At 69.2% G+C, this 24,351-nt stretch carries 21 protein-coding genes; 15 read left to right on the top strand and 6 right to left on the bottom strand.

Annotated features, from left to right (window positions below):
* Window positions 1-945: 945 nt before the first annotated feature.
* From ccrA to pssA, 7 genes are all read left to right on the top strand, one after another.
* A complete protein-coding gene (gene ccrA / locus ACZ7M3_RS40125; protein WP_382123609.1) occupies window positions 946-2,283 on the top strand; it encodes a crotonyl-CoA carboxylase/reductase in 1,338 nt (445 codons plus the stop codon).
* 9 nt (window positions 2,284-2,292) lie between these two features.
* A complete protein-coding gene (locus ACZ7M3_RS40120) occupies window positions 2,293-4,341 on the top strand; it encodes a protein meaA (RefSeq protein WP_472070251.1) in 2,049 nt (682 codons plus the stop codon).
* Entirely contained in the window at window positions 4,338-5,303 is a 966-nt protein-coding gene (locus ACZ7M3_RS40115; protein WP_075029694.1) for an HpcH/HpaI aldolase/citrate lyase family protein, read from the top strand. The genes ACZ7M3_RS40120 and ACZ7M3_RS40115 overlap by 4 nt, the downstream gene beginning before the upstream one ends.
* Before the next feature lie 5 nt (window positions 5,304-5,308).
* Window positions 5,309-5,821, top strand: coding sequence for a MaoC family dehydratase (locus ACZ7M3_RS40110; protein ID WP_355309812.1), 513 nt, complete (start codon window positions 5,309-5,311; stop codon window positions 5,819-5,821).
* A 2-nt stretch (window positions 5,822-5,823) separates the two neighbouring features.
* A complete protein-coding gene (locus ACZ7M3_RS40105; RefSeq protein ID WP_054230299.1) occupies window positions 5,824-7,029 on the top strand; it encodes an acyl-CoA dehydrogenase family protein in 1,206 nt (401 codons plus the stop codon).
* Between the two features lie 179 nt (window positions 7,030-7,208).
* A complete protein-coding gene (locus tag ACZ7M3_RS40100) occupies window positions 7,209-7,856 on the top strand; it encodes a phosphatidylserine decarboxylase (RefSeq protein WP_355618604.1) in 648 nt (215 codons plus the stop codon).
* Between the two features lie 22 nt (window positions 7,857-7,878).
* Window positions 7,879-8,697, top strand: a complete 819-nt coding sequence (gene pssA, locus ACZ7M3_RS40095; RefSeq protein ID WP_054230301.1) for a CDP-diacylglycerol--serine O-phosphatidyltransferase — start codon at window positions 7,879-7,881, stop codon at window positions 8,695-8,697.
* Between the two features lie 75 nt (window positions 8,698-8,772).
* Here the strand turns inward: pssA and ACZ7M3_RS40090 are convergent, their stop codons facing one another.
* Window positions 8,773-9,891 (bottom strand): glycerate kinase, encoded by a 1,119-nt coding sequence (locus ACZ7M3_RS40090; protein ID WP_190168485.1) that lies wholly within the window; start codon window positions 9,889-9,891, stop codon window positions 8,773-8,775.
* 209 nt (window positions 9,892-10,100) lie between these two features.
* The gene (locus tag ACZ7M3_RS40085) at window positions 10,101-10,982 is read right to left on the bottom strand and encodes a hypothetical protein (protein ID WP_472070249.1); all 882 of its coding nucleotides are present in this window, start codon (window positions 10,980-10,982) and stop codon (window positions 10,101-10,103) included.
* A gap of 249 nt (window positions 10,983-11,231) precedes the next feature.
* Between ACZ7M3_RS40085 and ACZ7M3_RS40080 the strand changes: the two genes are divergently transcribed.
* The 4 genes from ACZ7M3_RS40080 to ACZ7M3_RS40065 all read left to right on the top strand — a co-directional run bounded on the left by ACZ7M3_RS40080 (window position 11,232) and on the right by ACZ7M3_RS40065 (window position 14,478).
* The gene (locus ACZ7M3_RS40080; protein ID WP_472070247.1) at window positions 11,232-12,356 is read left to right on the top strand and encodes an ADP-ribosylglycohydrolase family protein; all 1,125 of its coding nucleotides are present in this window, start codon (window positions 11,232-11,234) and stop codon (window positions 12,354-12,356) included.
* 88 nt (window positions 12,357-12,444) lie between these two features.
* Complete coding sequence (locus tag ACZ7M3_RS40075) at window positions 12,445-12,936, top strand: NUDIX domain-containing protein (RefSeq protein ID WP_472070245.1); 492 nt, start codon at window positions 12,445-12,447, stop codon at window positions 12,934-12,936.
* A gap of 70 nt (window positions 12,937-13,006) precedes the next feature.
* The gene (locus tag ACZ7M3_RS40070; RefSeq protein WP_472070243.1) at window positions 13,007-13,393 is read left to right on the top strand and encodes a CU044_2847 family protein; all 387 of its coding nucleotides are present in this window, start codon (window positions 13,007-13,009) and stop codon (window positions 13,391-13,393) included.
* Complete coding sequence (locus ACZ7M3_RS40065) at window positions 13,390-14,478, top strand: S1 family peptidase (protein WP_472070241.1); 1,089 nt, start codon at window positions 13,390-13,392, stop codon at window positions 14,476-14,478. The genes ACZ7M3_RS40070 and ACZ7M3_RS40065 overlap by 4 nt, the downstream gene beginning before the upstream one ends.
* Window positions 14,479-14,501: 23 nt before the next feature.
* Here ACZ7M3_RS40065 and ACZ7M3_RS40060 read toward each other — a convergent pair whose 3' ends face one another.
* Both ACZ7M3_RS40060 and ACZ7M3_RS40055 read right to left on the bottom strand, forming a co-directional pair.
* Complete coding sequence (locus ACZ7M3_RS40060) at window positions 14,502-15,002, bottom strand: cupin domain-containing protein (protein WP_472070239.1); 501 nt, start codon at window positions 15,000-15,002, stop codon at window positions 14,502-14,504.
* Between the two features lie 36 nt (window positions 15,003-15,038).
* The gene (locus ACZ7M3_RS40055; protein ID WP_472070237.1) at window positions 15,039-15,983 is read right to left on the bottom strand and encodes an NADP-dependent oxidoreductase; all 945 of its coding nucleotides are present in this window, start codon (window positions 15,981-15,983) and stop codon (window positions 15,039-15,041) included.
* Between the two features lie 212 nt (window positions 15,984-16,195).
* Here ACZ7M3_RS40055 and ACZ7M3_RS40050 point away from each other — a divergent pair, with 212 nt between their 5' ends.
* Window positions 16,196-17,179: a helix-turn-helix domain-containing protein gene (locus ACZ7M3_RS40050; RefSeq protein ID WP_472070235.1), complete on the top strand. Its 984-nt coding sequence runs from the start codon at window positions 16,196-16,198 to the stop codon at window positions 17,177-17,179.
* Between the two features lie 296 nt (window positions 17,180-17,475).
* Window positions 17,476-17,760, top strand: coding sequence for a hypothetical protein (locus tag ACZ7M3_RS40045; RefSeq protein ID WP_472070233.1), 285 nt, complete (start codon window positions 17,476-17,478; stop codon window positions 17,758-17,760).
* Here ACZ7M3_RS40045 and ACZ7M3_RS40040 read toward each other — a convergent pair.
* A complete protein-coding gene (locus tag ACZ7M3_RS40040; RefSeq protein WP_472070231.1) occupies window positions 17,755-19,032 on the bottom strand; it encodes a sensor histidine kinase in 1,278 nt (425 codons plus the stop codon). The genes ACZ7M3_RS40045 and ACZ7M3_RS40040 overlap by 6 nt on opposite strands.
* A 333-nt stretch (window positions 19,033-19,365) precedes the next feature.
* On the opposite strand from ACZ7M3_RS40040, the gene ACZ7M3_RS40035 reads away from it, so the two are divergent.
* Together ACZ7M3_RS40035 and ACZ7M3_RS40030 are read left to right on the top strand one after the other, a co-directional pair.
* Window positions 19,366-20,055, top strand: a complete 690-nt coding sequence (locus ACZ7M3_RS40035; RefSeq protein WP_472070287.1) for a hypothetical protein — start codon at window positions 19,366-19,368, stop codon at window positions 20,053-20,055.
* A gap of 828 nt (window positions 20,056-20,883) precedes the next feature.
* Complete coding sequence (locus ACZ7M3_RS40030) at window positions 20,884-22,536, top strand: recombinase family protein (protein ID WP_472070229.1); 1,653 nt, start codon at window positions 20,884-20,886, stop codon at window positions 22,534-22,536.
* Between the two features lie 189 nt (window positions 22,537-22,725).
* Here ACZ7M3_RS40030 and ACZ7M3_RS40025 read toward each other — a convergent pair whose 3' ends face one another.
* Window positions 22,726-24,102, bottom strand: a complete 1,377-nt coding sequence (locus ACZ7M3_RS40025) for a replication initiator (protein WP_472070285.1) — start codon at window positions 24,100-24,102, stop codon at window positions 22,726-22,728.
* Between the last annotated feature and the right edge of the window lie 249 nt (window positions 24,103-24,351).

The following is a 24,351-nucleotide window of genomic DNA, read 5'->3' as shown; positions in this document are numbered from 1 at the left end:
GGCCGGCATCGGCCCGAGCATATTGTGACCGGTCGCCAGGACCACCCCGGGATCCGGCCGAACTCCTTCTACGGTGTGCGGAGTTGACGGATCTTCTCGGGTCGCGGCACGGTCTGGACCGGTGGGTCTTCACCCTCGACGAGTTGCGGTGCCGCGACTCGTCGCCATGGCCGTACGCCAGGAACACGCCCGGTACGCGGAGCCGCTGCCGTCCGGGTTGCGCGAGCGCGAGGACCGGCCGGCCCGCCCAGCCGGACGGGCGTCGTGAGGCGTGGGCCGAAAAGTGCCGTCCTCCGGCAGGTACGCCCCCGGTCGCGTCGCCCGCACCCCCGGCTCCGCCGCCGAGCGCCCCCGTCATCGACCGCCCGGCGCTCCCGACGCCCGGCGCTCCCCAGGACGTCTCGCCGACCCTCTGCGACGTCGACCCACCCCGACCCCACCCCCGCACGCGCCCCCACACCCGAACCCTCACGCCGCGCCACCGACATCAGGTGTTCCCCGAAGCGGCCCACCACCCCGCCCCTCCGGCCCGTGCGGCGGCCCCTCCAGACCGCCCCTGACCAGTGCGTTTTGATCGATCATCGGTCGATCTGATCGATCATCGCTCACGTGTTACGTAAAGATTTCACCTGAGCGAAACTCATGGCACTCCGTGCCTTGCGGGGTGACACGGCGTGCCATACGTTGATGTTGTCCGGGCGGCCGGCGTGCAGAGACCTTTCGTACGCCGGCTGTCCCCGCAAGCCTCCCCCAGGCTCCGCCCGGGGGTACCCCCAGGCGAGCGCGCCCGGACGCCTGCGTCACAGGCAACCCTTTGCGCCAACCCGGCGCTGCCACCGCACCACCCCTCCGCCGAACCGACGGCACACCCCTCACTCCCAGCAGCAGCACCGACGTAACCCTCAAGTGTCTTCCCTCAAGACGCTCATCGCCGGAGGCAACACCGTGAAGGAAATCCTGGACGCGATTCAGTCGCAGACGGCCACGTCCGCCGACTTCGCCGCTCTTCCGCTCCCCGAGTCGTACCGCGCGATCACCGTGCACAAGGACGAGACGGAGATGTTCGCGGGGCTCACCACCCGCGACAAGGACCCCCGCAAGTCGATCCACCTGGACGACGTGCCACTGCCGGAGCTCGGCCCGGGCGAGGCCCTGGTGGCCGTGATGGCCTCCTCCGTCAACTACAACTCGGTCTGGACCTCGATCTTCGAGCCGGTGTCGACCTTCAGCTTCCTGGAGCGCTACGGCAGGCTCAGCGAGCTCACCAAGCGCCACGACCTGCCGTACCACATCATCGGTTCCGACCTCGCGGGCGTCGTCCTGCGCACCGGCCCCGGCGTCAACGCCTGGAAGCCCGGTGACGAGGTCGTCGCGCACTGTCTGTCCGTCGAGCTGGAGTCCAGCGACGGGCACAACGACACGATGCTCGACCCCGAGCAGCGCATCTGGGGCTTCGAGACCAACTTCGGCGGCCTCGCCGAGATAGCCCTCGTCAAGTCCAACCAGCTGATGCCCAAGCCCGACCACCTGTCGTGGGAGGAGGCCGCCGCCCCCGGGCTCGTGAACTCCACCGCGTACCGGCAGCTCGTGTCGAGGAACGGCGCCGGCATGAAGCAGGGCGACAACGTCCTCATCTGGGGCGCGAGCGGCGGGCTCGGCTCGTACGCGACGCAGTTCGCGCTCGCCGGTGGCGCCAACCCCATCTGCGTCGTCAGCAGCGACCAGAAGGCGGACATCTGCCGGGCGATGGGCGCCGAGGCGATCATCGACCGCAACGCCGAGGGCTACAAGTTCTGGAAGGACGAGCACAACCAGGACCCCAAGGAGTGGAAGCGGTTCGGGAAGCGCATCCGTGAGCTGACGGGCGGCGAGGACGTCGACATCGTCTTCGAGCACCCGGGCCGCGAGACCTTCGGCGCCTCCGTCTACGTCACCCGCAAGGGCGGCACCATCGTCACCTGCGCCTCGACCTCGGGCTACAACCACGAGTACGACAACCGCTACCTGTGGATGTCGCTGAAGCGCATCATCGGCTCGCACTTCGCCAACTACCGCGAGGCCTGGGAGGCCAACCGGCTGGTCGCCAAGGGCAAGATCCACCCGACGCTCTCCAAGGTGTACTCCCTGGAGGAGACCGGGCAGGCCGCGTACGACGTCCACCGCAACCTCCACCAGGGCAAGGTCGGCGTGCTCGCGCTCGCGCCCCGCGAGGGCCTGGGCGTGCGCGACGAGGAGAAGCGCGCCCAGCACATCGACGCCATCAACCGCTTCCGGAACGTCTGAGGTCCCGAGATGACTGAGCGTCAGAACGCCGCTGGACGGCGGGAGAAGGACCGGCCGTGGCTCATGCGGACCTACGCCGGTCACTCCACCGCCGAGGCGTCCAACGAGTTGTACCGGCGCAACCTCGCCAAGGGGCAGACGGGCCTCTCCGTGGCCTTCGATCTGCCCACGCAGACCGGGTACGACCCCGACCACATCCTCGCCCGCGGCGAGGTCGGCCGGGTCGGCGTGCCGGTCTCGCACCTCGGTGACATGCGCCGGCTGTTCCAGGACATCCCCCTGGAGCAGATGAACACCTCGATGACCATCAACGCCACCGCCATGTGGATGCTGGCGCTCTACCAGGTCGTCGCCGAGGAGCAGGGCGCCGACATCACCAAGCTCCAGGGGACGACGCAGAACGACATCGTCAAGGAGTACCTGTCGCGGGGTACGCATGTCTTTCCGCCGGTGCCCTCACTCCGTCTGACGACGGACATGATCGCGTACACGGTCTCCCACATCCCCAAGTGGAACCCGATCAACATCTGCTCGTACCACCTCCAGGAGGCGGGCGCGACCCCCGTCCAGGAGATCGCGTACGCGATGTCGACGGCCATCGCCGTGCTGGACGCCGTCCGCGACTCGGGGCAGGTGCCCGCCGAGAAGTTCGGTGACGTCGTCGCCCGTATCTCCTTCTTCGTGAACGCGGGTGTCCGGTTCATCGAGGAGATGTGCAAGATGCGGGCGTTCGGGCGGATCTGGGACCAGGTCACGCGCGAGCGCTACGGCATCCAGGACGCCAAGCAGCGGCGTTTCCGCTACGGCGTCCAGGTCAACTCGCTCGGTCTGACCGAGGCGCAGCCGGAGAACAACGTCCAGCGGATCGTCCTCGAGATGCTGGCCGTGACGCTGTCGAAGGACGCACGCGCGCGTGCCGTGCAGCTGCCCGCCTGGAACGAGGCGCTGGGGCTGCCCCGGCCCTGGGACCAGCAATGGTCGCTGCGCATCCAGCAGGTGCTGGCGCACGAGAGCGACCTGCTGGAGTACGAGGACATCTTCGAGGGCTCGCACGTCATCGAGGCGAAGGTCGCGGCCCTCGTCGAGGAGTCGCTCGCCGAGATGGACCGGATCGACGAGATGGGCGGGGCGATGGCCGCCGTCGAGTCGGGCTACCTGAAGTCGCAGCTCGTCTCCTCGCACGCCGAGCGCCGGGCCCGGATCGAGGGCGGCACCGAGAAGATCGTCGGCGTCAACATCTACGAGTCGACCGAGCCGAACCCGCTCACCGCCGACCTGGACGCGGCGATCCAGACCGTCGACCCGGCCGTCGAGGCCCGCGTGGTCGCCGCGCTGCAGAACTGGCGCGACACGCGCTACCAGCCGCCGTTCAACCACCCGCGCCCCTGCAAGGCGCTGGAGCGGCTGAAGGAGGCGGCCAAGGGCACCGCAAACCTCATGGAGGCCACCCTGGAGTGCGCCCGCGCCGGGGTCACGACCGGCGAGTGGTCCGAGGCCCTGCGCGAGGTGTTCGGCGAGTTCCGCGCCCCGACCGGCGTCTCGTCCGCGCCCGTCGCGGTCACCGCCGAGGAGGGCACCGCGCTGGCGCTGGTGCGCCGCAAGGTCGAGGCGACCGCCCGCGAACTCGGCGTCGGCAAGCTCCGCTTCCTGGTGGGCAAACCGGGCCTGGACGGGCACTCCAACGGCGCCGAGCAGATAGCCGTGCGGGCCCGCGACGCCGGGTTCGAGGTGGTCTACCAGGGCATCCGGCTCACGCCCGAGCAGATCGTGGACGCGGCCGTCGCCGAGGACGTGCACGGCGTCGGCCTGTCCATCCTGTCCGGCTCGCACGCCCAGTTGGTGCCGGACGTGCTGGAACGGCTGCGCGAGGCCGGCGCGGCCGACATCCCGGTGATCGCCGGCGGGATCATCCCGAACGCCGACGCCGAACTGCTGCGCGCCGCGGGAGTCGCCGCGGTATTCACACCGAAGGACTTCGACATCACCGGAATCATCGGCCGTATCGTCGACGAGATCCGGAAAGCGAACAAGCTCGACCCCCTGGAGGTCCCCGCATGACCACGCCCGTCAACCGCCTTCGCCCGCGGCGTTCCTGCCTGGCCGTGCCCGGCTCGAACCCCCGCTTCCTGGAGAAGGCCCAGGGCCTCCCCGCGGACCAGGTCTTCCTGGACCTGGAGGACGCCTGCGCCCCGCTCGCCAAGCCCGAGGCGCGGCACACCATCGTGAAGTTCCTGAACGAGGGCGACTGGACCGGCAAGACGCGGGTCGTACGGGTGAACGACTGGACGACGCACTGGACGTACCGCGATGTCGTCACGGTCGTCGAGGGCGCGGGCCAGAACCTCGACTGCATCATGCTGCCGAAGGTCCAGGACGCCCAGCAGGTCGTCGCGCTCGACCTGCTGCTGACGCAGATCGAGAAGACGATGGGCTTCGAGGTCGGCAAGATCGGCATCGAGGCGCAGATCGAGAACGCCAAGGGGCTCGTCAACGTCGACGAGATCGCCGCGGCCTCACCGCGTGTAGAGACCATCATCTTCGGCCCGGCCGACTTCATGGCCTCCATCAACATGAAGTCGCTGGTCGTGGGCGAGCAGCCGCCGGGCTACCCGGCGGACGCGTACCACTACATCCTGATGCGCATCCTGATGGCCGCCCGTACGCACGACCTCCAGGCGATCGACGGCCCCTACCTCCAGATCCGCAACCAGGAGGGCTACCGCGAGGTCGCCCGGCGCGCCGCCGCCCTGGGCTTCGACGGCAAGTGGGTGCTGCACCCGGACCAGGTCGCCGCGGCCAACGAGATCTTCTCGCCCTCCCAGGAGGACTTCGACCACGCCGAGCTCATCCTCGACGCGTACGAGTACTACACGTCCGAGGCGGGCGGCAAGAAGGGCTCCGCGATGCTCGGCGACGAGATGATCGACGAGGCCAGCCGCAAGATGGCCCTGGTCATCTCGGGCAAGGGCCGGGCGGCCGGCATGCAGCGCACGTCCAAGTTCGAAGCCCCGGAGGCCTGAGCACCATGCAGTTCGGACGCACGTACGAGGAGTTCGAGGTCGGCGCGGTCTACAAGCACTGGCCCGGGAAAACGGTCACGGAGTACGACGACCACCTCTTCTGTCTCCTGACCATGAACCACCACCCCCTCCACATGGACACGAACTATGCGGAGCGGACGACGGACTTCGGCAGGAACGTCGTCGTGGGCAACTACATCTACTCGCTGCTGCTCGGCATGTCCGTCCCGGACGTCTCCGGGAAGGCGATCGCCAACCTGGAGGTCGAGTCGCTGAAGCACGTGGCGCCGACCTTCCACGGCGACACGATCTACGGCGAGACCACGGTCCTCGACAAGACGCCCTCGAAGTCGAAGAGCGACCGCGGGATCGTCCACGTCGAGACCAAGGGCTACAAGCAGGACGGCACGCTGGTGTGCGTGTTCCGCCGCAAGGTCATGGTGCCGACCGAGACGTACATCAAGGAGCGCGGGGGCGAGCAGCCCGGCCGTCCGGAACTCAAGCAGCAGGAGAAGTAGCCATGGCGCGACTCGCCCAGACCGCCGGTCTCACCGACGTCCAGCAGGAGATCCTCTCCACCGTCCGCGACTTCGTGGACAAGGAGATCATCCCGGTCGCGACCGAGCTGGAGCACCGCGACGAGTACCCCCAGCAGATCGTCGACGGCCTCAAGGAGTTGGGCCTGTTCGGTCTGATGATCCCCGAGGAGTACGGGGGCCTGGGCGAGTCCCTCCTCACCTACGCGCTCTGCGTCGAGGAGATCGCCCGCGGCTGGATGTCGGTCTCCGGCATCATCAACACGCACTTCATCGTGGCGTACATGCTCAAGCAGCACGGCACGCAGGAGCAGAAGGACCACTTCCTGCCCCGGATGGCGCTGGGCGAGGTGCGCGGCGCGTTCTCGATGTCGGAGCCGGCTCTCGGCTCGGACGTCTCCGCGATCACCTCGAAGGCGGTCAGGGACGGCGACGAGTACGTCCTGAACGGTCAGAAGATGTGGCTGACGAACGGCGGCTCGTCGAACCTGGTGGCCGTGCTCGTGCGAAGTGACGAAGGACACCCGGAGGGCACCGCGCCCCACAAGTCGATGACGACCTTCCTGGTCGAGAAGGAGCCCGGCTTCGGAGAGGTCCGCCCCGGCCTCACCATTCCCGGGAAGATCGACAAGATGGGCTACAAGGGCGTCGACACGACCGAGCTCATCATGGACGGACTACGCGTTCCGGCCAATCGGGTACTCGGCGGCACCACTGGCCGAGGGTTTTACCAAATGATGGACGGAGTCGAGGTCGGCCGCGTCAACGTGGCGGCACGTGGTTGCGGTGTCGCACAGCGTGCGTTCGAGCTGGGTGTCTCCTATGCCCAGCAGCGTCACACTTTCGGCAAGCCGATCGCGCAGCATCAGGCCATCCAGTTCAAGCTGGCCGAGATGGCCACCAAGGTCGAAGCGGCCCATGCAATGATGGTGAACGCGGCCCGCAAAAAGGACTCCGGGGAACGAAACGACCTCGAGGCAGGGATGGCGAAGTACCTCGCCTCCGAATACTGCAAGGAAGTGGTCGAGGACGCCTTCCGGATCCACGGCGGCTACGGCTTCTCCAAGGAGTACGAGATCGAGCGCCTCTACCGTGAGGCTCCGATGCTGCTGATCGGCGAAGGTACCGCCGAAATCCAGAAAATGATCATCGGGCGCCGACTGCTCGAAGAGTATCGACTCCAGGGTTAAGCAGGGTTGGATGTCGTGGTTCGGGGTGTTTTCTTCGAGAAGAAGATCACACCCCGTCACACTCTTCGGCCGCCGACTCGGCTTCCTGGCTTGCCCAGTTGCGGCCCGCGCCCGGTACGATCCCGGGAAAGCCGCCGTCCCCCGTTCCAGCGCGGCATCATCCGCTACGAAGGTCATCCATGCCCCACAGCCAAACCTCTGCACCTCGCGGCCGGGTCCGCCTCGCGCGCGGAGCATCGCCGTGGCTTCTCCCGACCGTTGCCACCGCAGCACTCACTCTGGCCAAGGCACGCCGCTCCGGCGCCGCCAAGGCCGTGGCCGTACCCGCCACCGCGCTCGCGGCGGGCATGCTGTGGTTCTTCCGCGACCCCGAGCGCGAGATCGCCCCGGGCCGGGTCATCTCGCCCGCCGACGGTGTGGTGCAGAGCATCATGCCGTGGAAGGACGGACGCACCCGCGTCGCGATCTTCATGAGCCCTCTGAACGTACACGTCAACCGCGCGCCGCTCTCCGGCACGGTGACCTCGGTCGAGCACATCCCCGGTGGGTTCGTTCCGGCGTTCAACAAGGAGAGCGAGAACAACGAACGCGTCGTCTGGCATTTCGACACCGAACTCGGTGACATCGAGATGATCCAGATCGCCGGCGCGGTCGCCCGCCGTATCGTTCCTTATATCCCGCAAGGTACGAAGGTCGAGCAGGGCGACCGGATCGGTCTCATCCGCTTCGGCTCGCGCGTCGACATCTACCTCCCCGAGGGTGTCGAGGTCGATGTGGAAGTCGGTCAGAAGACCGTGGCTGGGGTGACTCGAATTGACCGTGATTGATCCTGAGACTCAGGCCGGCTGGGTGCCGGAGGCCGACGAGGTGGACGACGAGGAGGAGATGCCCCTCTCTCTCCGCCTCTCAATAGCGGACACCCTCACCCTCGGCAACGCCACGTGCGGCTTCATGGCGGTGTACTTCACCACCACGGGCATCCTGATCCCGCACCTCACCGGCAGCCAGGAGTCGGGCATGGCGCGCCACAGCGCCGCCACGGCCGTCATCCTGATGCTCTGCGCCGCGGTCTTCGACCTCTTCGACGGCCTCGTCGCCCGCAAGCTGCGCTCCTCCCCCATGGGCGCGGAACTGGACAACCTGTCGGACCTGATCAGCTTCGGTCTGGCGCCCGCGTATTTCGTCCTCGTCTACGGCATGGTCGCGGACGACGCGCATCAGAGAGTGGCGGCGCTCGGCGCGATCGTGGTGTTGCTCGCGGTCGTCCTCCGCCTCGCCCGCTTCTCGTGCGTCACGGTGAAGGACGGCACGTTCCAGGGCATGCCGTCGCCGTTCGGAGCGCTGACGGTGGTCTCGATCGTGCTCCTGGAGCTGCCCTTCGCGGCGACGCTGATGGCGATCCTCGGCACGGCATGGCTGATGGTGAGCCGGGTGGAGTACCCGAAGCCGCGGGGCCGTCTCGCGGTGGCGATGCTCTCCTGGATCGTCCTGTCCATGGGTCTGCTGGCGGCGTGGGCCTTCGACGCACCCAGCGGTCAGCTCCTGCTCCAGACCGGCTGTGCGCTGCAGCTCGTCATGGGTGCGGTGATTCCGCTGTTCGCGACGGCTCGGCGGGTGAACAACTTCCGCGACAACCGGCGTGAGGCACGGGCGGCGCAGCTGCCGTAGCTTTTCCTCGTACACGCCCGAAGGGGCCCGAACCGGACAACCGGTTCGGGCCCCTTCGTCGTACCCCGGGACGGGTCAGGTCAGGAAGTCGCGGGCGATGTTCTGGGCCACCGTCTCCAGGATCGGCCCCGCGTCGGAGATGCATCGCGCGATGTCGGGCTCGACCTCCGTGAGGGGGTACGCGCGCCGGATGCCGGCCCTGCCGAGCGCCTCCGGGCGCAGTGCCAGGCGCCCGCACACCGCGACGACCTCCTTGCCCGCGGCACGGGCGGCCGCGGCCACCCCCGCCGGAGCCTTGCCGTGGAGGGTCTGTTCGTCGAGGGACCCCTCACCGGTGATCACCAAGGTGGCCCTCTCCAGCGCGGGCGCGAAGCCGAGGACGTCGAGCATCACCTCGATACCGGGACGGAACCGGGCGCCCAGGACCAGCGCACCGTAGCCGATGCCACCCGCGGCTCCCGCTCCCGGCGCCGCGGCGTACTCCGTGGCCCTGGACCCGATCGACTTCTCCAGAACCGCGGCGAAGTGTCCGAGGGCCGCGTCCAGGATCTCCACGTCGTCGGGGCTCGCCCCCTTCTGGGGGCCGTACACGGCGGGCGCGCCCTTCGGCCCGGTGAGCGGGTTGTCCACGTCGCTGGCGAGGACGAAGTCCACGGAGGACAGCCGGGGGTCCAGGCCGGACAGGTCCGCGGTCGCCACGTCACTCAGCGCCGCACCGCCGGGAGCCACCGGCTCCCCCTCCGCGTCCACGAACCGCGCCCCGAGCGCGGACAGCATCCCCGCCCCGCCATCCGTCGTCGCGCTGCCGCCCACTCCGAACACGATCGTCCGGGCTCCGGCGTCCAGCGCGGCCCGCAGGAGCTCCCCGGACCCGTACGTGGACGACGTCAGCGGCGCGAACACCCCGGCGGGCAGCCGCTGCAATCCGCTCGCCTCCGCCATCTCCACCACCGCGGTGTCGCCGCGCAGTGCGAAGGCGGCGGTGAGCTCGTCGCCCAGTGGGCCGGCGACCCGCACCTCCCGCCGCTCGAACCCGGCCGCGACCGCCGCGTCCACGGTCCCGTCGCCGCCGTCGGCCACGGGCAGCGCCTCGACCTCGACACCCGGCACGACGCGGCGCAGCCCGGCCATGACGCGCTCCGCGACCTGCACGGCGGTCAGCGATCCCTTGAACTTGTCCGCGGCGATCAGCACCCGCGGAACACGCCCGGTGCCCGCACGTGTCGTCTTCACAGCAGAGTCCGCCACCTTGCATTCCCCTTGCTTTCCGGCCTCGCACACGTCAAGGCAGTCGCGCCGCTGCGACCTTAACCGGAGGACGCCCCCGCCGTCATGCTCCGACCGGCCCGTGGAACACCGCACGCTCATGCCCGGAATTGGGTAAACCGGAGCTATGACCGTTCCTAGAGACTGAGTGGGAGTGAGTCCTGTTGCCAGATCTCGGGCTCAGCCGCGTGTCCCGAACGGTGTTGGACACGCTGGTCTCCCGCATACGCGCCGTGTCCGGGCCCGGCGCATCGTGTGCGCGGTCCGGGAACACGCGGGCGGGTTCCCTCACGCCCGAGGATGCCCGGTCCGGCCTGGACGGTCCGATGCCCCACACGATCGCTCCGGTCGTGTGGGGGCGGTGCCGTCCGTCGCCGGATCGGGTGGCCTTGGGCGCGCCTGCCGATCGCGATGCTCGCGGCATCGTGTCGGCTGGTCTTGCGGGAGGTACTGGTCGTGGGACGCTGCCAGTACTGGGCACCCCACTTGGATGTGTTTGCGGGATCGACTGCGATGACCGCGATGCCGGGGGCATCGGCCATCGACGTCAGGCGGGCACGAAGCCTGCCGGTGGGCAGGCCGGAGATCACCTGCCGGAACTTCTTCTTACGGCCGTGCTTCTCCCTCGTCTTCTCGGCGGTGAAGTCCAGGTCCTCAATGGCGATGGCCTGTACGCGGCAGGTCCTGGCCCAGTTCAGCAGGCGGGTCAGGGCATGGCGGACCTGGGCGTCACGGTGATCCGCGCGGCCGGTCGGGTCGTAGAAGAAGCGGCGTGGACTGCCAACGGGATTGCCGCGCCGGTCGAGTCGCCAGGCGGCGAGGTGATCGGCATTGGTGTCCACCCCGATCACTCCGTGCGCGAGGGCTGTACCCAGAGGAACCGCCGGGGCGGTCGCGTACTGCCAGCAAGCCGTCAGATACCAGCGCCCCCGCCCGGCGTCATAGTGGTCCCCCACCACCACCGCGTATCTGGCTTCCAACACCGCCAGCCGACGCGCCTTGGCATGCCACTCCCGCACGGAACGGTATCCGCCCGGTACCCCCTTGGAACCCTTCTCGCCCACGGGCAGCGACAGACGGTGCTGAATCGTCCGGATGCCAGCCTCCAGGCTATGGAGGTACGTCGCCTGGCAACGTCGCGACAGCGCCCACTGATCATGCGTGGCCTTGGTGACCGCACCCAACACTCCATCTGTACGACCGAGCGGGGCAAGGCGCACCCACTCGTACGCACTCATGTGCCGTAATGCGCAGAAAGGCGGCAGCAGATGAATGCTCCTGTGGGCACCGAACTCGCGGACCGCGTTCTCGGGGGCTGGCTGGGCCGGATCGCGGGCAACATGCTCGGCAAGCCGGTCGAGCAGGGCGACCACTGGACGCGGGACCGTATCGACCGCTATCTGCGACAGGCCGCCGCCCTGCCGCTCACCGACTATCTTCCCGAGCCCGCCACCGACGGTGACACCGGCGAGTTCGAGCTGCGGCCCGAGTGGCGGCAATGCGTGCGCGGCCGCATTCACGGCAGCTGCCGTGACGACGACGTCGACTACGCGATCCTGGGGCTGCACCTGCTGGAGACGCACGGTTTCGGTTTCAGCACCGAGCAGGTCGGCGACCTGTGGCTGCTGCGGCTGCCGTATCTGCAGACGTTCACGGCGGAGCGGGCCGCGTACCGCAACCTCGCCAATGGCATCAAACCGCCGCTGACGGCGACGTACGACAACCCCTACCAGGAGTGGATCGGCGCCCTGATCCGCGCCGATGTCTACGGCTGGACCAGCCCGGGTGCGCCGCGCCGGGCGGCCTCCCTCGCCCGTCGCGACGCCGTGCTGTCCCACACCGGCAACGGCGTGTACGGGGCGATGTGGGCGGCGGCGCTCGTCTCGGCCGCGTTCACCGCGCCCACGGTCCGCCACGCACTGGACACGGCGCTGACCGTCATTCCCGCGAGCAGTCGCCTCGCCCGCACCGTACGCCGGGTGTTCACGCTTCACGAGACCCGGATGACCTGGGAGGACACGCTCACCACGGTGTCCGAGGAGACCGCGGGGCTCGGCTGGATCCACACGATCCCGAACGCCGCCGTGCTCACGGCCGGGCTGCTCTACGGCGACGGCGACTTCACCCGGACCATCACACTGACCGTCCGCGGCGGCCTGGACACCGATTCGAACGGCGCGACGGCGGGCTCGGTCGCCGGGGTCCTGTGCGGGGCCGGGGCCATTCCCACGCAGTGGAAGGACCCGCTGGAGGACACCGTACGCAGCGCGGTGTTCGGCTTCGACGGCGTACGGATCAGTGAGCTGGCCGCGCGGACGCTCGCGCTGGCGGAGACGGAGGGCGAGGCCCAGGGCGGATCCGGTACCGGTCCCGACGCCCGGGACCTGTCCTAGGTCCTGTCGTCGGGTGTCGGGGCCGTCGAGGTCCGGGACACTCATGGCGTCCTCGGCGACCTCGAAGTCTCGTACGTACGCTTTGGGAATGACCTCTCCAGACTTCGCCACGTACATCGCGGGCCTCCCCCGTGTCCTCGCCGGTGCCGCCGCGCTCTTCCGCGACAGTGACGGCCGGGTGCTGCTCGTCGAGCCGAACTACCGTGAGGGCTGGGCCCTTCCGGGCGGCACCGTCGAGTCGGACGACGGGGAGACCCCGCGTCAGGGCGCGCGCCGCGAGACCGCCGAGGAGATCGGGCTCGACATCGCACTCGGTCCGCTGCTCGCGGTCGACTGGGTGCACGGCACGGCGCGGCCCCCGCTGGTCGCCTACCTGTACGACGGCGGAGTCCTCGGCGAGCGGGAGCTCAAGGCGATCCGGTTGCAGGAGGAGGAACTGCTGTCGTGGCGGCTGGTGCCGCGGGAGGAGCTGGCCGAGTACCTGCCGGGCGCACTCGGCCGCCGGGTCCTCGCCGCGCTGGACGTACTGACGGAGGGCGGCGGAACCGCGGAGCTGGAGAACGGCCACCGGGTGGGCTGATCGCCCCTTGCCTACGGCGGATTCGTCAACTTCACTACCTTCACGGGGCATTGATCGGCACCATGCCCGTGTGCCGCACTACGACTACATGGAGTTCGCCCTCGACGACGGGGCCCATGTCCGGCTCGAGCTCGCGGCCGCGGGGGAGGCGTCGGCGGCCCCGGCCGTCGACGCCGATCTGCCCGGCGGCATGTCCGGGGTGGTCCCGGTCGGGCGTGGCGCGCGGGTCGCGTCGCTGGCGACGGACGGTCTGCGCAGTGTGCTGAGCCCGCTGGGGCCTGTCCTGCAGCAGATGCACGATGCGATCCGCGGGATTCCCGACCCGCCGCACGAGATCTCCGTCGACTTCGGCATCCAGATCGGACAGGACCTGAAGATCGGCATCGTCGGGGCCAACGGCCAGGCCGGCATGACCATTTCGGCGACCTGGCAGCTGCCCCGCCGGACGGAGCCGTGACCTGGTTCGGATCGCCGGAGAACCCGTCGTCCGGCGACGCCCGCGGTGCGCTGGTGCGCGTCCTGTCCAGCGATCGCGGCCGAACCGCGGGGGCGGGTGTCTACCTCTCCGGCCGCACGCTGCTGACCTGCGCGCATGTCATCAACCTGGCGCTCGGGCTGCGCAGCCTCAGCCCGCACAACCCGGGGGAGGTCACCCTCGACGTGTCCTTCCCGGTGCTGTCCGCCGCGGATCTGCACCAGGCCCGGCTGGTCGCCTGGATACCGCCGCGGTCCGCGCAGTACGGCCCGGTCGCCGACGGCTCCCTGGAGTGGGACGGCGACCTGGCCGTCCTCGAACTCGACGAGGCGCCACCCCCACCCGTGAGCCCGGTGCGCTGGCTGGAGATGGAGCGCGGCCAACAGGTGCGGGCCTGGTACGGCGGCGGGCAGCCGTTCTCGTACGCCGACGCGCGGGTGGGGGCGTACGACGGCCGGATCTGTTATCTCGACGGACAGTTGTCCGGCGCGGCGGTCGACGAGGGCTACAGCGGCGGGCCCCTCTGGTCGGTGACCGACCGGGCGGCCGTCGGCCTGGTCGTGGGCCGGATCACCGCGCCCGACGGGATGTTCTCGGCCCAGCACACACTGCGGCGCAGCTGGAGGCTCGGCTGGCAGTCGGTCCTGCGGGAGCTGGCCCGGGTCGGGGCGGCGCCCGAGCATGTGAACGGCAGCCGGGAGCGGTCGGCCGCGACCCTCGCCGGTGAACCTGGCGCGTCGACGGCAGGCCAAGCGGCACGTGTCGCTGAAGTACTTGGACGCAGGGTTCACCGACCTCTTCGTGAAACGGCTGGCGGGCCTTGCTCCGACGGGAACGAGGATCCGTACTACCGCGACCGCACCCTGACGCGGAACGCTGCGGTGATGGGCCGCAACACCGATGAGGAACGCGCCCGCAACGAGCAGGCCATCCGAGCCGCCATGGACCGAAACCTGTCCGGGCAGCTCCGCCCCGGCCGGCGATGCGATCTCAAGACCCTCGCCCAGGAAGCCGGTACTTTCGAAGGCGGTTGTTCACCACCTCGGGCAAGCGTCACGCCGACCTGACCAAGCCCTATCAGCCCTGCGAGCTACAGGAACTCGCTTCGGTAGGTCGAGGCCAACTCGGCGGCGCGGCGGCGGCGCTCCGCGAGCTCGTGCTCCGACAGCTGCGGCGGCGGCGAGTCCTTGCCCGCGACGACATCCCCGATGCGCATGAAGTACTCGTCCTGGCCGGCGGGGGCGCACATGCACAGCATCCGGGCCGGCGCACCCGATGCGTTGCGGAAGTTGTGCGGCGCGTTGGCCGGGATGTTGATCGTGGACCCGGCCCGTACGGTGTGCTTCTCGCCGCGGAACGTGAACTCGATCTCGCCCTCGAGGATCGTGAACATCTCCTCGAAGTCGTGCCGGTGCGGCGGCGGGCCGCCGCCGTCGGGGACGTGCATGTCGATCAGGCAGTACCGGCCGTTGGTCTGCTCGCCGGTGACCAGCATGGCGTACGTGTCGCCCACCAGCGAGATGTACGTCGTGCCGGGGTCCTCGGGGTTCGCCACGGTCAGCGAGCGCGACGGATCGTCGTCGGGGATCATCGTGGTCGTCTCCTTCACAGGTCGGTCAGTTGGGCGTCAGGCGCCGGGCGTGACGACGACCTTGCCGCTGGGCAGTGCGCCCGCGGCGGCGTCGGCGTGCAGGGCCGGCAGCTCGGCCAGCGGCACCCGCCGGGCGACCTCGACGCGCAGCTCGCCGCCGTCGATCAGCTCCACCAGGTGCGACAACTGCTCCGCGTCGCTGCGGACGAACAGGTCGATGCCGCGTACGCCGCGCTCCTCGTCGGTAGGCGCGGGCATCCACACGGTGGTGTTCACCAGGACCCCGTCGGGGCGGATCAGGCCGAGGAGCGCATCCAGCTGTGCCGGTTCGACCGGCGCGAGGTTGAGCACGACGTCGACCGGCCGGCTCACCGCCGCGACGACGTCGGCGGTCGTGTGGTCGATGACCTCGTCCGCACCCGCGGCCGTGACACGCCGGCTGCTGCGCGGACCGGCCGTGGCGATCACGTAGGCGCCGGCCTGCTTGGCCAACTGCACGGCGTAGCCGCCGACCGCTCCGCCCGCGCCGTTGATCAGCACGCGCCGCCCGGCGGTCAGCTTGGCGTGCTCGAACAGCGCCTGCCACGCGGTCAGGCCCACCAGCGGCAGCGCGGCCGCGTCGGACAGCGCGACGCTCTTGGGCGCCGGCGTCAGGGCCTCGGCCGGTGCCAGGACATACTCCGCGGCGGCGCCGGGTCCCGCCATCGGCAGGAAGCCGATGACCTGGTCCCCGACCTGGATGCCGGTCACGCCCTCGCCGAGCGCGTCGACCGTGCCGGCGACGTCGATGCCGGGTGTGTGCGGCAGCGTCACAGGGATCGGCCCCTGCATGAAACCGGCGCGGATGTTGGCGTCGACCGGGTTGAACGACGTCGCCGCAACACGGACCCGCACCTGCCCGGCGCCTGGGTTCGGCTGCTCCACGTCCTCGTGACGCAGGACATCGGGGTCGCCGTACTGGTGGAAACGCACTGCCTTCATAGTTCTTCTCACTTTCGCCCGAGGGGTCGCGGTCGCCCTGCTCTGCATGCGCAGCAAGGCGAGGTGTCTGCGGCGCCGGGCACAGCCGGCAGACGGTAGATCGGTGGAGGTCGAAGCGCCAGCCAAGCGTAGGAACAGCGGTGCGTAGAACGGGTGTACCTTCGCGACACCGGATGGGATTCCGGCGACATCCTCATCGAGGCGGAGGACACATGAAGAGCAGGCCGCGTTTCCTTGGCCCGGGCGGCAAGGTGGGCACGTTCACCGTCGACGCCGACTCCACAGGCACCGGCCGGGGAACGTGGGAGCCGTTCATCGACACCTGGAACGACCGCATGGGCGACTTATACCCTCTGCCGGAATTCAGCGCTTCCACGGTCGACGGCTTCCAGGGCACGATGCGCTCGGTGGCCCTGGAAGACACCGCCGTCAATGAACTCTGGGCATCCTCACCCGTGAGCACCCGGGCAGTCGGGACGTACGAGCACGATCAGATCAGGTTGTACGTCGGGCTGCGTGGCGCGGTGGCCCTGCAGGACCCGCACGATCAGGGCGGTGACGCGTACGTCTCGGCCGGCACCTACTTCATGCACCACGTCGTGACGGAGAACCACTTCCACACCACGCCCGTGATCGGCACCCGCATCTTCATCTTCCCCGGCGACGCCCTGCGCTCCCTGGTCGCCGGGAAACCCCGCACCGGGCAGGCCACTTCGCCCGCAGCGCAGATCCTCATGGCACACACCAGCATGGTGCAGCGGACCGTGAGCGACCTCAGCCCGGCGGGCGCGCACGCGTCCCGCAACGCCCTGCTCGAACTCGCCAAAGGGCTGATCCTCGACCACTTCGACGACCGCGAGCCCACCTTCACCCCGGCGCTGGCGCAGGCGGCCAAGGACCTGGCCGATGCCCGGCTCACCGACGCCGAGTTGTCGACGGCCGCGACAGCCGCGCAACTGCACGTCTCCGTACGCACCTTGCAGCGGGCCTTCGCGGGTCTGGACGAATCGTTCAGCGCCTACATCCGCCGCCGACGCCTGGAGGAAGCGGCCGAGGCGCTCACCGCCCCCGGATCACAGCTCAGCGTCTCCGAGGCCGCCGCGCTCTGGCATTTCACCGACAGCAGCCACTTCATCCGCGCTTTCAAGAAGCAATACCATGCGACACCAGCGCAATTCGCACGCCGCCTGACGTGACGACTCAGCCGGCCGCCGAGCCTGCGGGGCCTGGTAGGGCTTGGTCAGGTCGGCGTGACGCTTGGTATATCGCGGTGGCAGGTGGGACAGGCGCCGGTCCAGGTCGCGAGCAGTAGCTGTAGTTCGCGGACGACCTTGTAGAGGCTCAAGCTGGCGCCATTTGACCTCTGTCCGCCGAGAAGCCTTCCAACTCACCCCGTACAGACTCAATTTCATCCGGCGTCACACGCACTCAACGGCATGCCGAACCGCGCTACGACGAGCTGGTCAAGCTGGGGCGGGACTGGGTCACCGAGATGAGCAGCGTCCAGTGGCAGCTCGGGGACGCGGCCATGGAGATCGAGCCGATGCGCTCCTACGGAGGCACGAACCCTTCGGGGAGCGAGGAGTTGTTCACGGTCAGCGAGGCGATCCGGATGTTCGCCGAGGACGTCGGCCTGGCCTACTCGACGGTCCGGGACTACCGGTGGGTGGCCTCGCGCTGGCCGAAGGAACACCGCAGGGGGACGTCTCCCACAACCTCATGGCCCGGGGATCCCCGGGCCGGCACGGCAGCGGTTACGCGGCGTGCTCCTTCATAGTCGCTGCGACCTGGCGGACCGCCCCCGACCCTTGAAGGGGCGGGGCCGTATCGACATCGGGTCTCCCGCGGGCAGGCGGAGGACGAAGCACGCCCCCGGACCCTTCGGCTGCACCGCCAGCACGAGCAGGCCGCCGTGCCGGGCCGCCAGGTCGCGGGCTATCGCGAGACCGAGGCCGGTGCCGCCGTCCGTACGGGTGCGGGACTCGTCCAAGCGGGTGAACCGCTCAAATATCCGTTCGCTGTCGGCTTCCGCGACGCCGGCCCCGTCGTCGCGGACGGTGCACAGCACCGACCCGGGTGCGGCCGAGTCCCGGGCCACGGTCAGCAGCACGCGGCCGACGGCGTGGCGCAGGGCGTTGTCGAACAGGTTCCGGAGGATCCGTTCGAGATCACCGGGTGCCGCGAACACCGTCGTCGCGGCATCCGGCGCGGCGACGAGGAGATCCACCTTCGGGGAACCCCCGGCGCGCTCCGCGTACTCCTCCGCGAGCCGGCCCGCCAGTGCCGCCACGTCGACCCGTTCGGCGGGGGCCGGCGGGGCGCCCGCGTCCAGCCGGGCCAGCAGGAGCAGTTCCTCCGTCAGACCGCTCAGCCGCCGCGCCTGCCGACCGGCCGCGGACACCACGGCGGGCCAGTCGGCCCGGTCGGGGTAGGCGGTGGCCACCTCCAGCCCCGCGAGCAGGGTGGCGAGCGGGCTGCGCAGTTCGTGCGCGGCGTCCGCCACGAACCGGCGCTGTGCCGTGGCCGCCTCCTCCAACCGCTGCAGGGTGGCGTTGATGGTCAGCGCCAGTTCCGCCACCTCGTCGGCGGTGTCGGGTACCTCCACCCGTTCGCGGGGGTCCGTCGCGGTCACCGAGGCGGTACGCGCCCTGATCGCCTCGACCGGCCGCAGCGCCCGCCGCGTGGCCAGCCAGGCCACCCCGGCCACCAGCGCGGTCGCGACGGGAACGGCCACGACGAGTTCCCCGTCGAGGTCGCCGACCGCCCGCTCGGCATCGTCCGGGACGATCAGGACGTACACCCGGACCCGGGCGCCGGCGGCCACCCCGCGCCCCTGCGTCTCGCCGGGCAGATAGGAGGCGGCCACCGTCCCGTCGACGGTGGTCAGGGTCCGTCCGGACAGCGAGCGGGCCGCCGGCTCGGCCACGGCGGGGAACGTGAACCGGCGTCTGGTGTACAGGGGCAGGCTCCCACCCCGGCCAGGCCCCGGGAGGAACGCGTGGCCGTCCTTCTCGTACAGCTCCAGCTCGGGACTGGACGCCAGGAGCATGCCGTCGTCGGCGACGATTTCGTACGGCGCTGCTCCCCAGGGGCCGCCGATGGACGCGTAGGCGGTGGCGCTGAGCAGGCCTGCTAGACGGTGATCGTGGATTCTGGGTAAGCCGCTCGGATCCCATATTGCGGTTCTTCCATGGCGTACAGCGTGGGGTCGGCAGGTTCAGGTGGCCACTGATTTTCGACGGCCGTTCACTGCGACGAGGGCAGCTGCGGCAATACCGTGCTGGTAGCCAGTGCCACGGCCGTTGCGGCCCAATGAGTAGCAGCACGGTGGCGCTGCGGCTTGAGAATTCAGTCGAGGAGCCACTTCAATGGCGCCGTGACCATGGCAGCGATGGACGGCAACGGGAGTGTCGCCGGACGCATCTCACTCGGCGACGTCATCGCACAACTGGGCAGGCGCAGGCCGGTCTTCCACTCCGAGGCCGATCTTCAGCACAGCTTCGCGCGGGCCCTGTGGGAACTGTCGCCGGATGTGCACTCCAGGCTTGAGGTACCGCGGCGGGCGGGCGGCAAGGCCGAATATCTGGACCTCCTGTGCATCGGCCCGTCGGCCCGCACCGCGATCGAGTTCAAGTACTTCACCCGGAGATGGACGGGCACGGTGGGTACTCCCGCCGAGGACTACGCCTTGAAGGGGCATGCCGCCGCTGACCTCGCCCGCCTGTCCTTCGTGCGGGACATAGCCAGGCTGGAGCGCTTCTGCCGCCGACCCGACCAGAACGGTCTTGCCATCATGCTGACCAACGACGCGTCCCTGTGGACTCCGCCCGGCGCCGGCCGCGGGCAGACTCGGGATCGAGAGTTCAGGATCCACCAGGGACGTGAGCTGGTCGGCACGCTGGTGTGGGCCGAGGGCGCCTACAAGCCGAACACGTGCACGTTGCGGGGTACGTATCCGCTCGATTGGGAGCCGTACTCCGAATTGGACGGAGCAGGGGGAGAGTTCCGGTATCTCGCCGTGTCCGTCAGCCCGTTGTCGGGCGTGACCGCCGACGGGCCCTCGCATGTGTAGTGGGCTCGACCCCAGACTGCCGCGCAGTGCTCTGGTACTGACTACCGTCGTGGCATGACGTCGGTTGACGAATGGCCGGACTTTCCCGAAGGACTCGATCCCTAAAGCGTGTCGTTTCGGGAAGCCCGGTGCACGTGGCACGGCAGGACTTGTGCAGAGCCACCCGTCAAGGTCGTACGCACTCGAGATGGAGCGCGGTGGGCGGCGTGCGCACGGGCCGTGCGCACGATCACTGCTGAACGTGGTGCCCAGCCCGGCCGGTAAGCCGCCGGGGTCCTGCGGCTCACGGATCACTCCGGGAAATGGAGCGCGTAGTCGCGGAAGATACGTCGCAGTCCGTCTCCCTCGATGTCACGGGCCCAGAGGAATTCTCCGAGGAGCCCGAACAACGCGTCGACAGCCAAGCGCGGGGGCCGGCGTCGTAGCCGTAGAGGTACGTGACGTAGCCGCTGTACGAGCCGTCCGGGCCTGTAGTACACCGGGCCGTGTTCGGATTGGCTCCAGGTGCTCCCCGAAGCTGAACTCACCGGTGCGGCGATCACCGAACACGGACATCGGCCAGCGATCAGTCAGCCGTGGGAGCCGATGGTACGGCTCAGCCCGGCAGGAGTCGCTCCCGCTCCCACAGCCAGGAGGCAAGGGCTGTGAGCGCGGGACATGCCCCTTGGCCGACGAGCACATCCGACGCACGAGGGGCACGCCCCGATATCCACTCGCTCTGACCAGGCAGGAGTCCTACTCTCAGCCCATGGGCAGCCCTCTAGTAGCCATCCTCAGTGGCGCAGGTATTTCCACCGAACAGAGCATCGACAGAAGTAACCTCGCTTCATGACCGATGACTTAGTACAGCGGGCGCACTGGGGTGACCTCGCAGGTCAGCGCTGGGCAGGGCTAGTCCGGCTCTCCCTCGAAGATGGCGACGCGGAAGTGTCCGCCCGGAGGCTAAGCAAGAAGTCGAGTCTCCCCGCCGAAGGCGGCACGAGGTGGCGGCCGGCGACCGGCCGAGACATCAAGAGCCGGGATGAGCAGGAGAAGGACGCTCGCAGGTTCGTCGAGAGCCGCGAAGGCCAGTACGTCCACACCTACGAGGAGCCCGACACCTCGGCGTGGAAGCGCCGGAGGGTCCGGCAGCCGGACGGCACGGTCGCCTATCGCGTGATCCGCCCCGTGTTCGAAGGGGCGTTGGAAGATCTCAAGCGCGGGACGACGCCGGACGGGCAGCCGTTGGACGGACTGATCGTTTACGACATAGACCGCCTGACTCGGGACAACCGGCATCTTGAGGACGCGATCGAGGTGGTCGAGAACTTCCGCCGCCCGATCATCGACATCACCGGCACGCTCGATCTCCTCACCGACAACGGCCGGACGGTCGCGCGTCTACTGGTGGCAGTGGCCAACAAGTCGAGTGCCGACACGGCCCGGCGTGTCCGTCGCAAGCACCATGCCATGCAGCAAGCCGGCATCCCGGTGGGCAGTACCCGCCCCTTCGGCTACAAGACCGACAAGCGCACGATCGAGCCGAAGGAAGCCGCCGCGATCCGCAAGGCGGTCGAGCGCATTCTCACTGGCGCTTCCCCACGGACGATCGCAGTCGACTGGAACAAGCAGGGCATCAAGACGACGCGGGGCAACACATGGAACAAGGGCACGGTGAAGCAGATCCTTCGCAATCCCCGTATCTGCGGCTACCGCTCAAGGAAGGTGCGGGAGTTCACTCCGGAGACAGGGGGCGAAAGCATCAGGGTCGAGCCCGTGCTCAATGACGACGGCGAGCCAGTCAAGGGCCAGTGGGAGCCGATCATCTCCGTGACCGACTGGGAAGCCGTCACCACGGTCATCGGCAGCCGCCCCGAGCCCGGCGGGGCGCACAACGCCCGGAAGTACCTGGGAACAGGCATCCTCCGGTGTGACAAGAATGGGTGCGGAGGCCACTTGCGCGCGATGAAGGCCACCCCGAGCCGGAAGAAGCCGGAAGGGTTCTTCGACTACACCTGCCCTGACAAGGGGACCGGCTACGGGTGCGGCGGCATCCGCATCTCCGGTCCGGAGACCGACAAGGCCCTCAAGATGCTCGTCATCACCAAGTACGAGGAGGAGGCCCAGGAAAGGGAAGCGACGGCAGCGGCCTCAGAGGATTGGGACGGCGAAGGGCAGCTTGCCCGTATCCGGGAGGACATCGAGGACTGGACCGAGCGGCGAGACCAGCGCCTCGTCAGCAAGGAGCGGTTCTTCGCGTTCTTGGCGAAGGCGGAAGCGACGGAACGCCGACTGATCAACGAGCGCAACGAGTGGCGCCGTCGCGCGCTGCGAGCGAAGGGGAAGCCGATTGACTTGCGGCGCGTGTGGGACGACCTTGATTTCGTGGAGCAGCGCGCGTACGTCGAGAAGACGTTGTTGACCGTCCTAGTCAGTCCTGCGGGCAGGCCCCGTGGTCCAGTCTGGAGTCGGCTCACACCTGTCTATCGAGACGAAGACTGAACCGCGCAATCAAATTCGTGCCGCCCTGTCACGGCGCACGCTTGCCGGTACGGGACCTACTCGTTCCGACCTCTAGTCCGAGGATCGCGTTCACTTGCCGCCAGCGGGCGTCCGACCACTTGGGCGCCTGACGCGCATGCTCTCTGGCCCAGGCCCATCCAGCGTCTTCCGTGCTCTCACGTCTTGCCGTCAGAAGACCGCCTCCCCGAGCACGGACGACCGCTGTTCTCGGACGACCTCTCGTAGCCGCGCAAGGTCTTCAGCGACACCGGCAGCCAGGAGAGCAGCACCGGGGGTGTGGCCGGAGCCGACGTAGCGCCAGTGCCTTTCCGCTACCGCGCTGGGGACGGTTTCCTGAGCAGCGCCGAGGGTCCGGTGCGCTGCTCGTTCTGCGCGCAGGGCCGCGTAGGTCGTCGAGTAGGCGCGGGATTTGGTGAGGATGTGGCCGCGGTAGCCGAGGGCGTGGGCCCAGCCGCGGAGGTTAAGGGGTTCGTACTCGGGAAGGCCGCCGAGGCGCCAGCAGGTGCGCATGAGCGCTCGGACGTGGTCGGTGACGGGGACCGTGTCGATATCGCCCCAGGTGGTGATCCTGTGGTCGGTGCCAGCGCCTGTCTCGCTTGCTCCCTTGGTGACGTACTTGGCGACGTACGCGGCTACGGCGTCGTCGTCCGGGCCGAGGCCGTCAGTGCGCAGGGGCCGGGCGTCGAGCTGCACGCCCCAGCGGAGATCGAGTTCGCCGACGGCGGGACTGTGGGCAGTGCGGACCTGGACCCGACGGGCGGAGGCGCGCACGGCATCGATGAGTCGGTCGGTAGTGCCCCAGGCCGGGGGTTCATCGTCGGGTCCGGCCGGTCCGTCGAGGCGAACGACCGCGTGGACGTGGACTGCGGCACGATTCTGGTACTCGGCGACGCGGGCGAAGGACAGTCGGGCGTGCTGGGCGAATCGGGACTGTACGAGGCCGGCTGCGGTGGCGAGTTGGCGTCGGACGCCGATGATGAAGCGGTCCCAGAGCTTGCCCGCGCATGCGTGCCAGAGGACATGGGCCGGGTAGTCGTAGCAGTCGATGCAGAGGGGTTGGCCGACGAGGGGATCGGTCGTGTCGTGGACGGCGCCGCAGCCGAGGGGCCGACCGTGTTCGCAACGTCCGCGGTCGCGACGGGGTCGGCAGCGGTCCCCGTCACGGTGCACGGGGCCGAAGGACGGTGCGGTGAGGGTGATGAAGAGCCGGGGTCGGTCTCGGACTGTTGTCGGGATGTTCTTGCCGCCGAGGAGGCCGGCGCGGACGAGGTGGTAGGTGTCGCCCGCGTGGAGTCGGGAGCAGGGTGCGCAGACGGTTGAGCGTCGGTTGCGGCAGCGGATGAGGAGGCGTTCACCGGGCTCGGTGCGGGTGTCGTAGTGCTGGAGGATCTCGCCGGTCGAACTGTCCAGGGTGGTGGTCGACCCGGACAGGTGAACGGGGTGCGCGCACCCGCCGGTGGCGGTGATCTGGTCGAGCCAGCGGGTGAACTGGGGATCTTGGGCGATGCGGATGGCGTCTCGGTCCGCTGCGGGGAGCTGACGCAGGCGCGCCGCGCGGTCGAGGGCGGCGCGCCTGTCAGCCGGGGTGAACTCGGGTGTGATGGTGGTGGCCTTCCGGGGTGGGCCGCCGTAGCGGCTCGGGTGGTGATGGGTGGCGCGCTGTCGGTCATGGGCTTACTCCTTCGGTGGTCAGGTGGTGGCTCGGTGGGTCAGCGGATGGTTCCGGTCCCCCGGCAGACGCGGCAGCGCCGATGTCGGCCGGTCCAGGTCCTGCGGGCTCCGTCGCCCTTGCAG

It is taken from the genome of Streptomyces sp. NPDC111656 (genome assembly GCF_055656965.1).
Note: the sequence above shows the minus strand (reverse complement) of the source record. Positions and strands in the feature narration are given on the sequence as shown.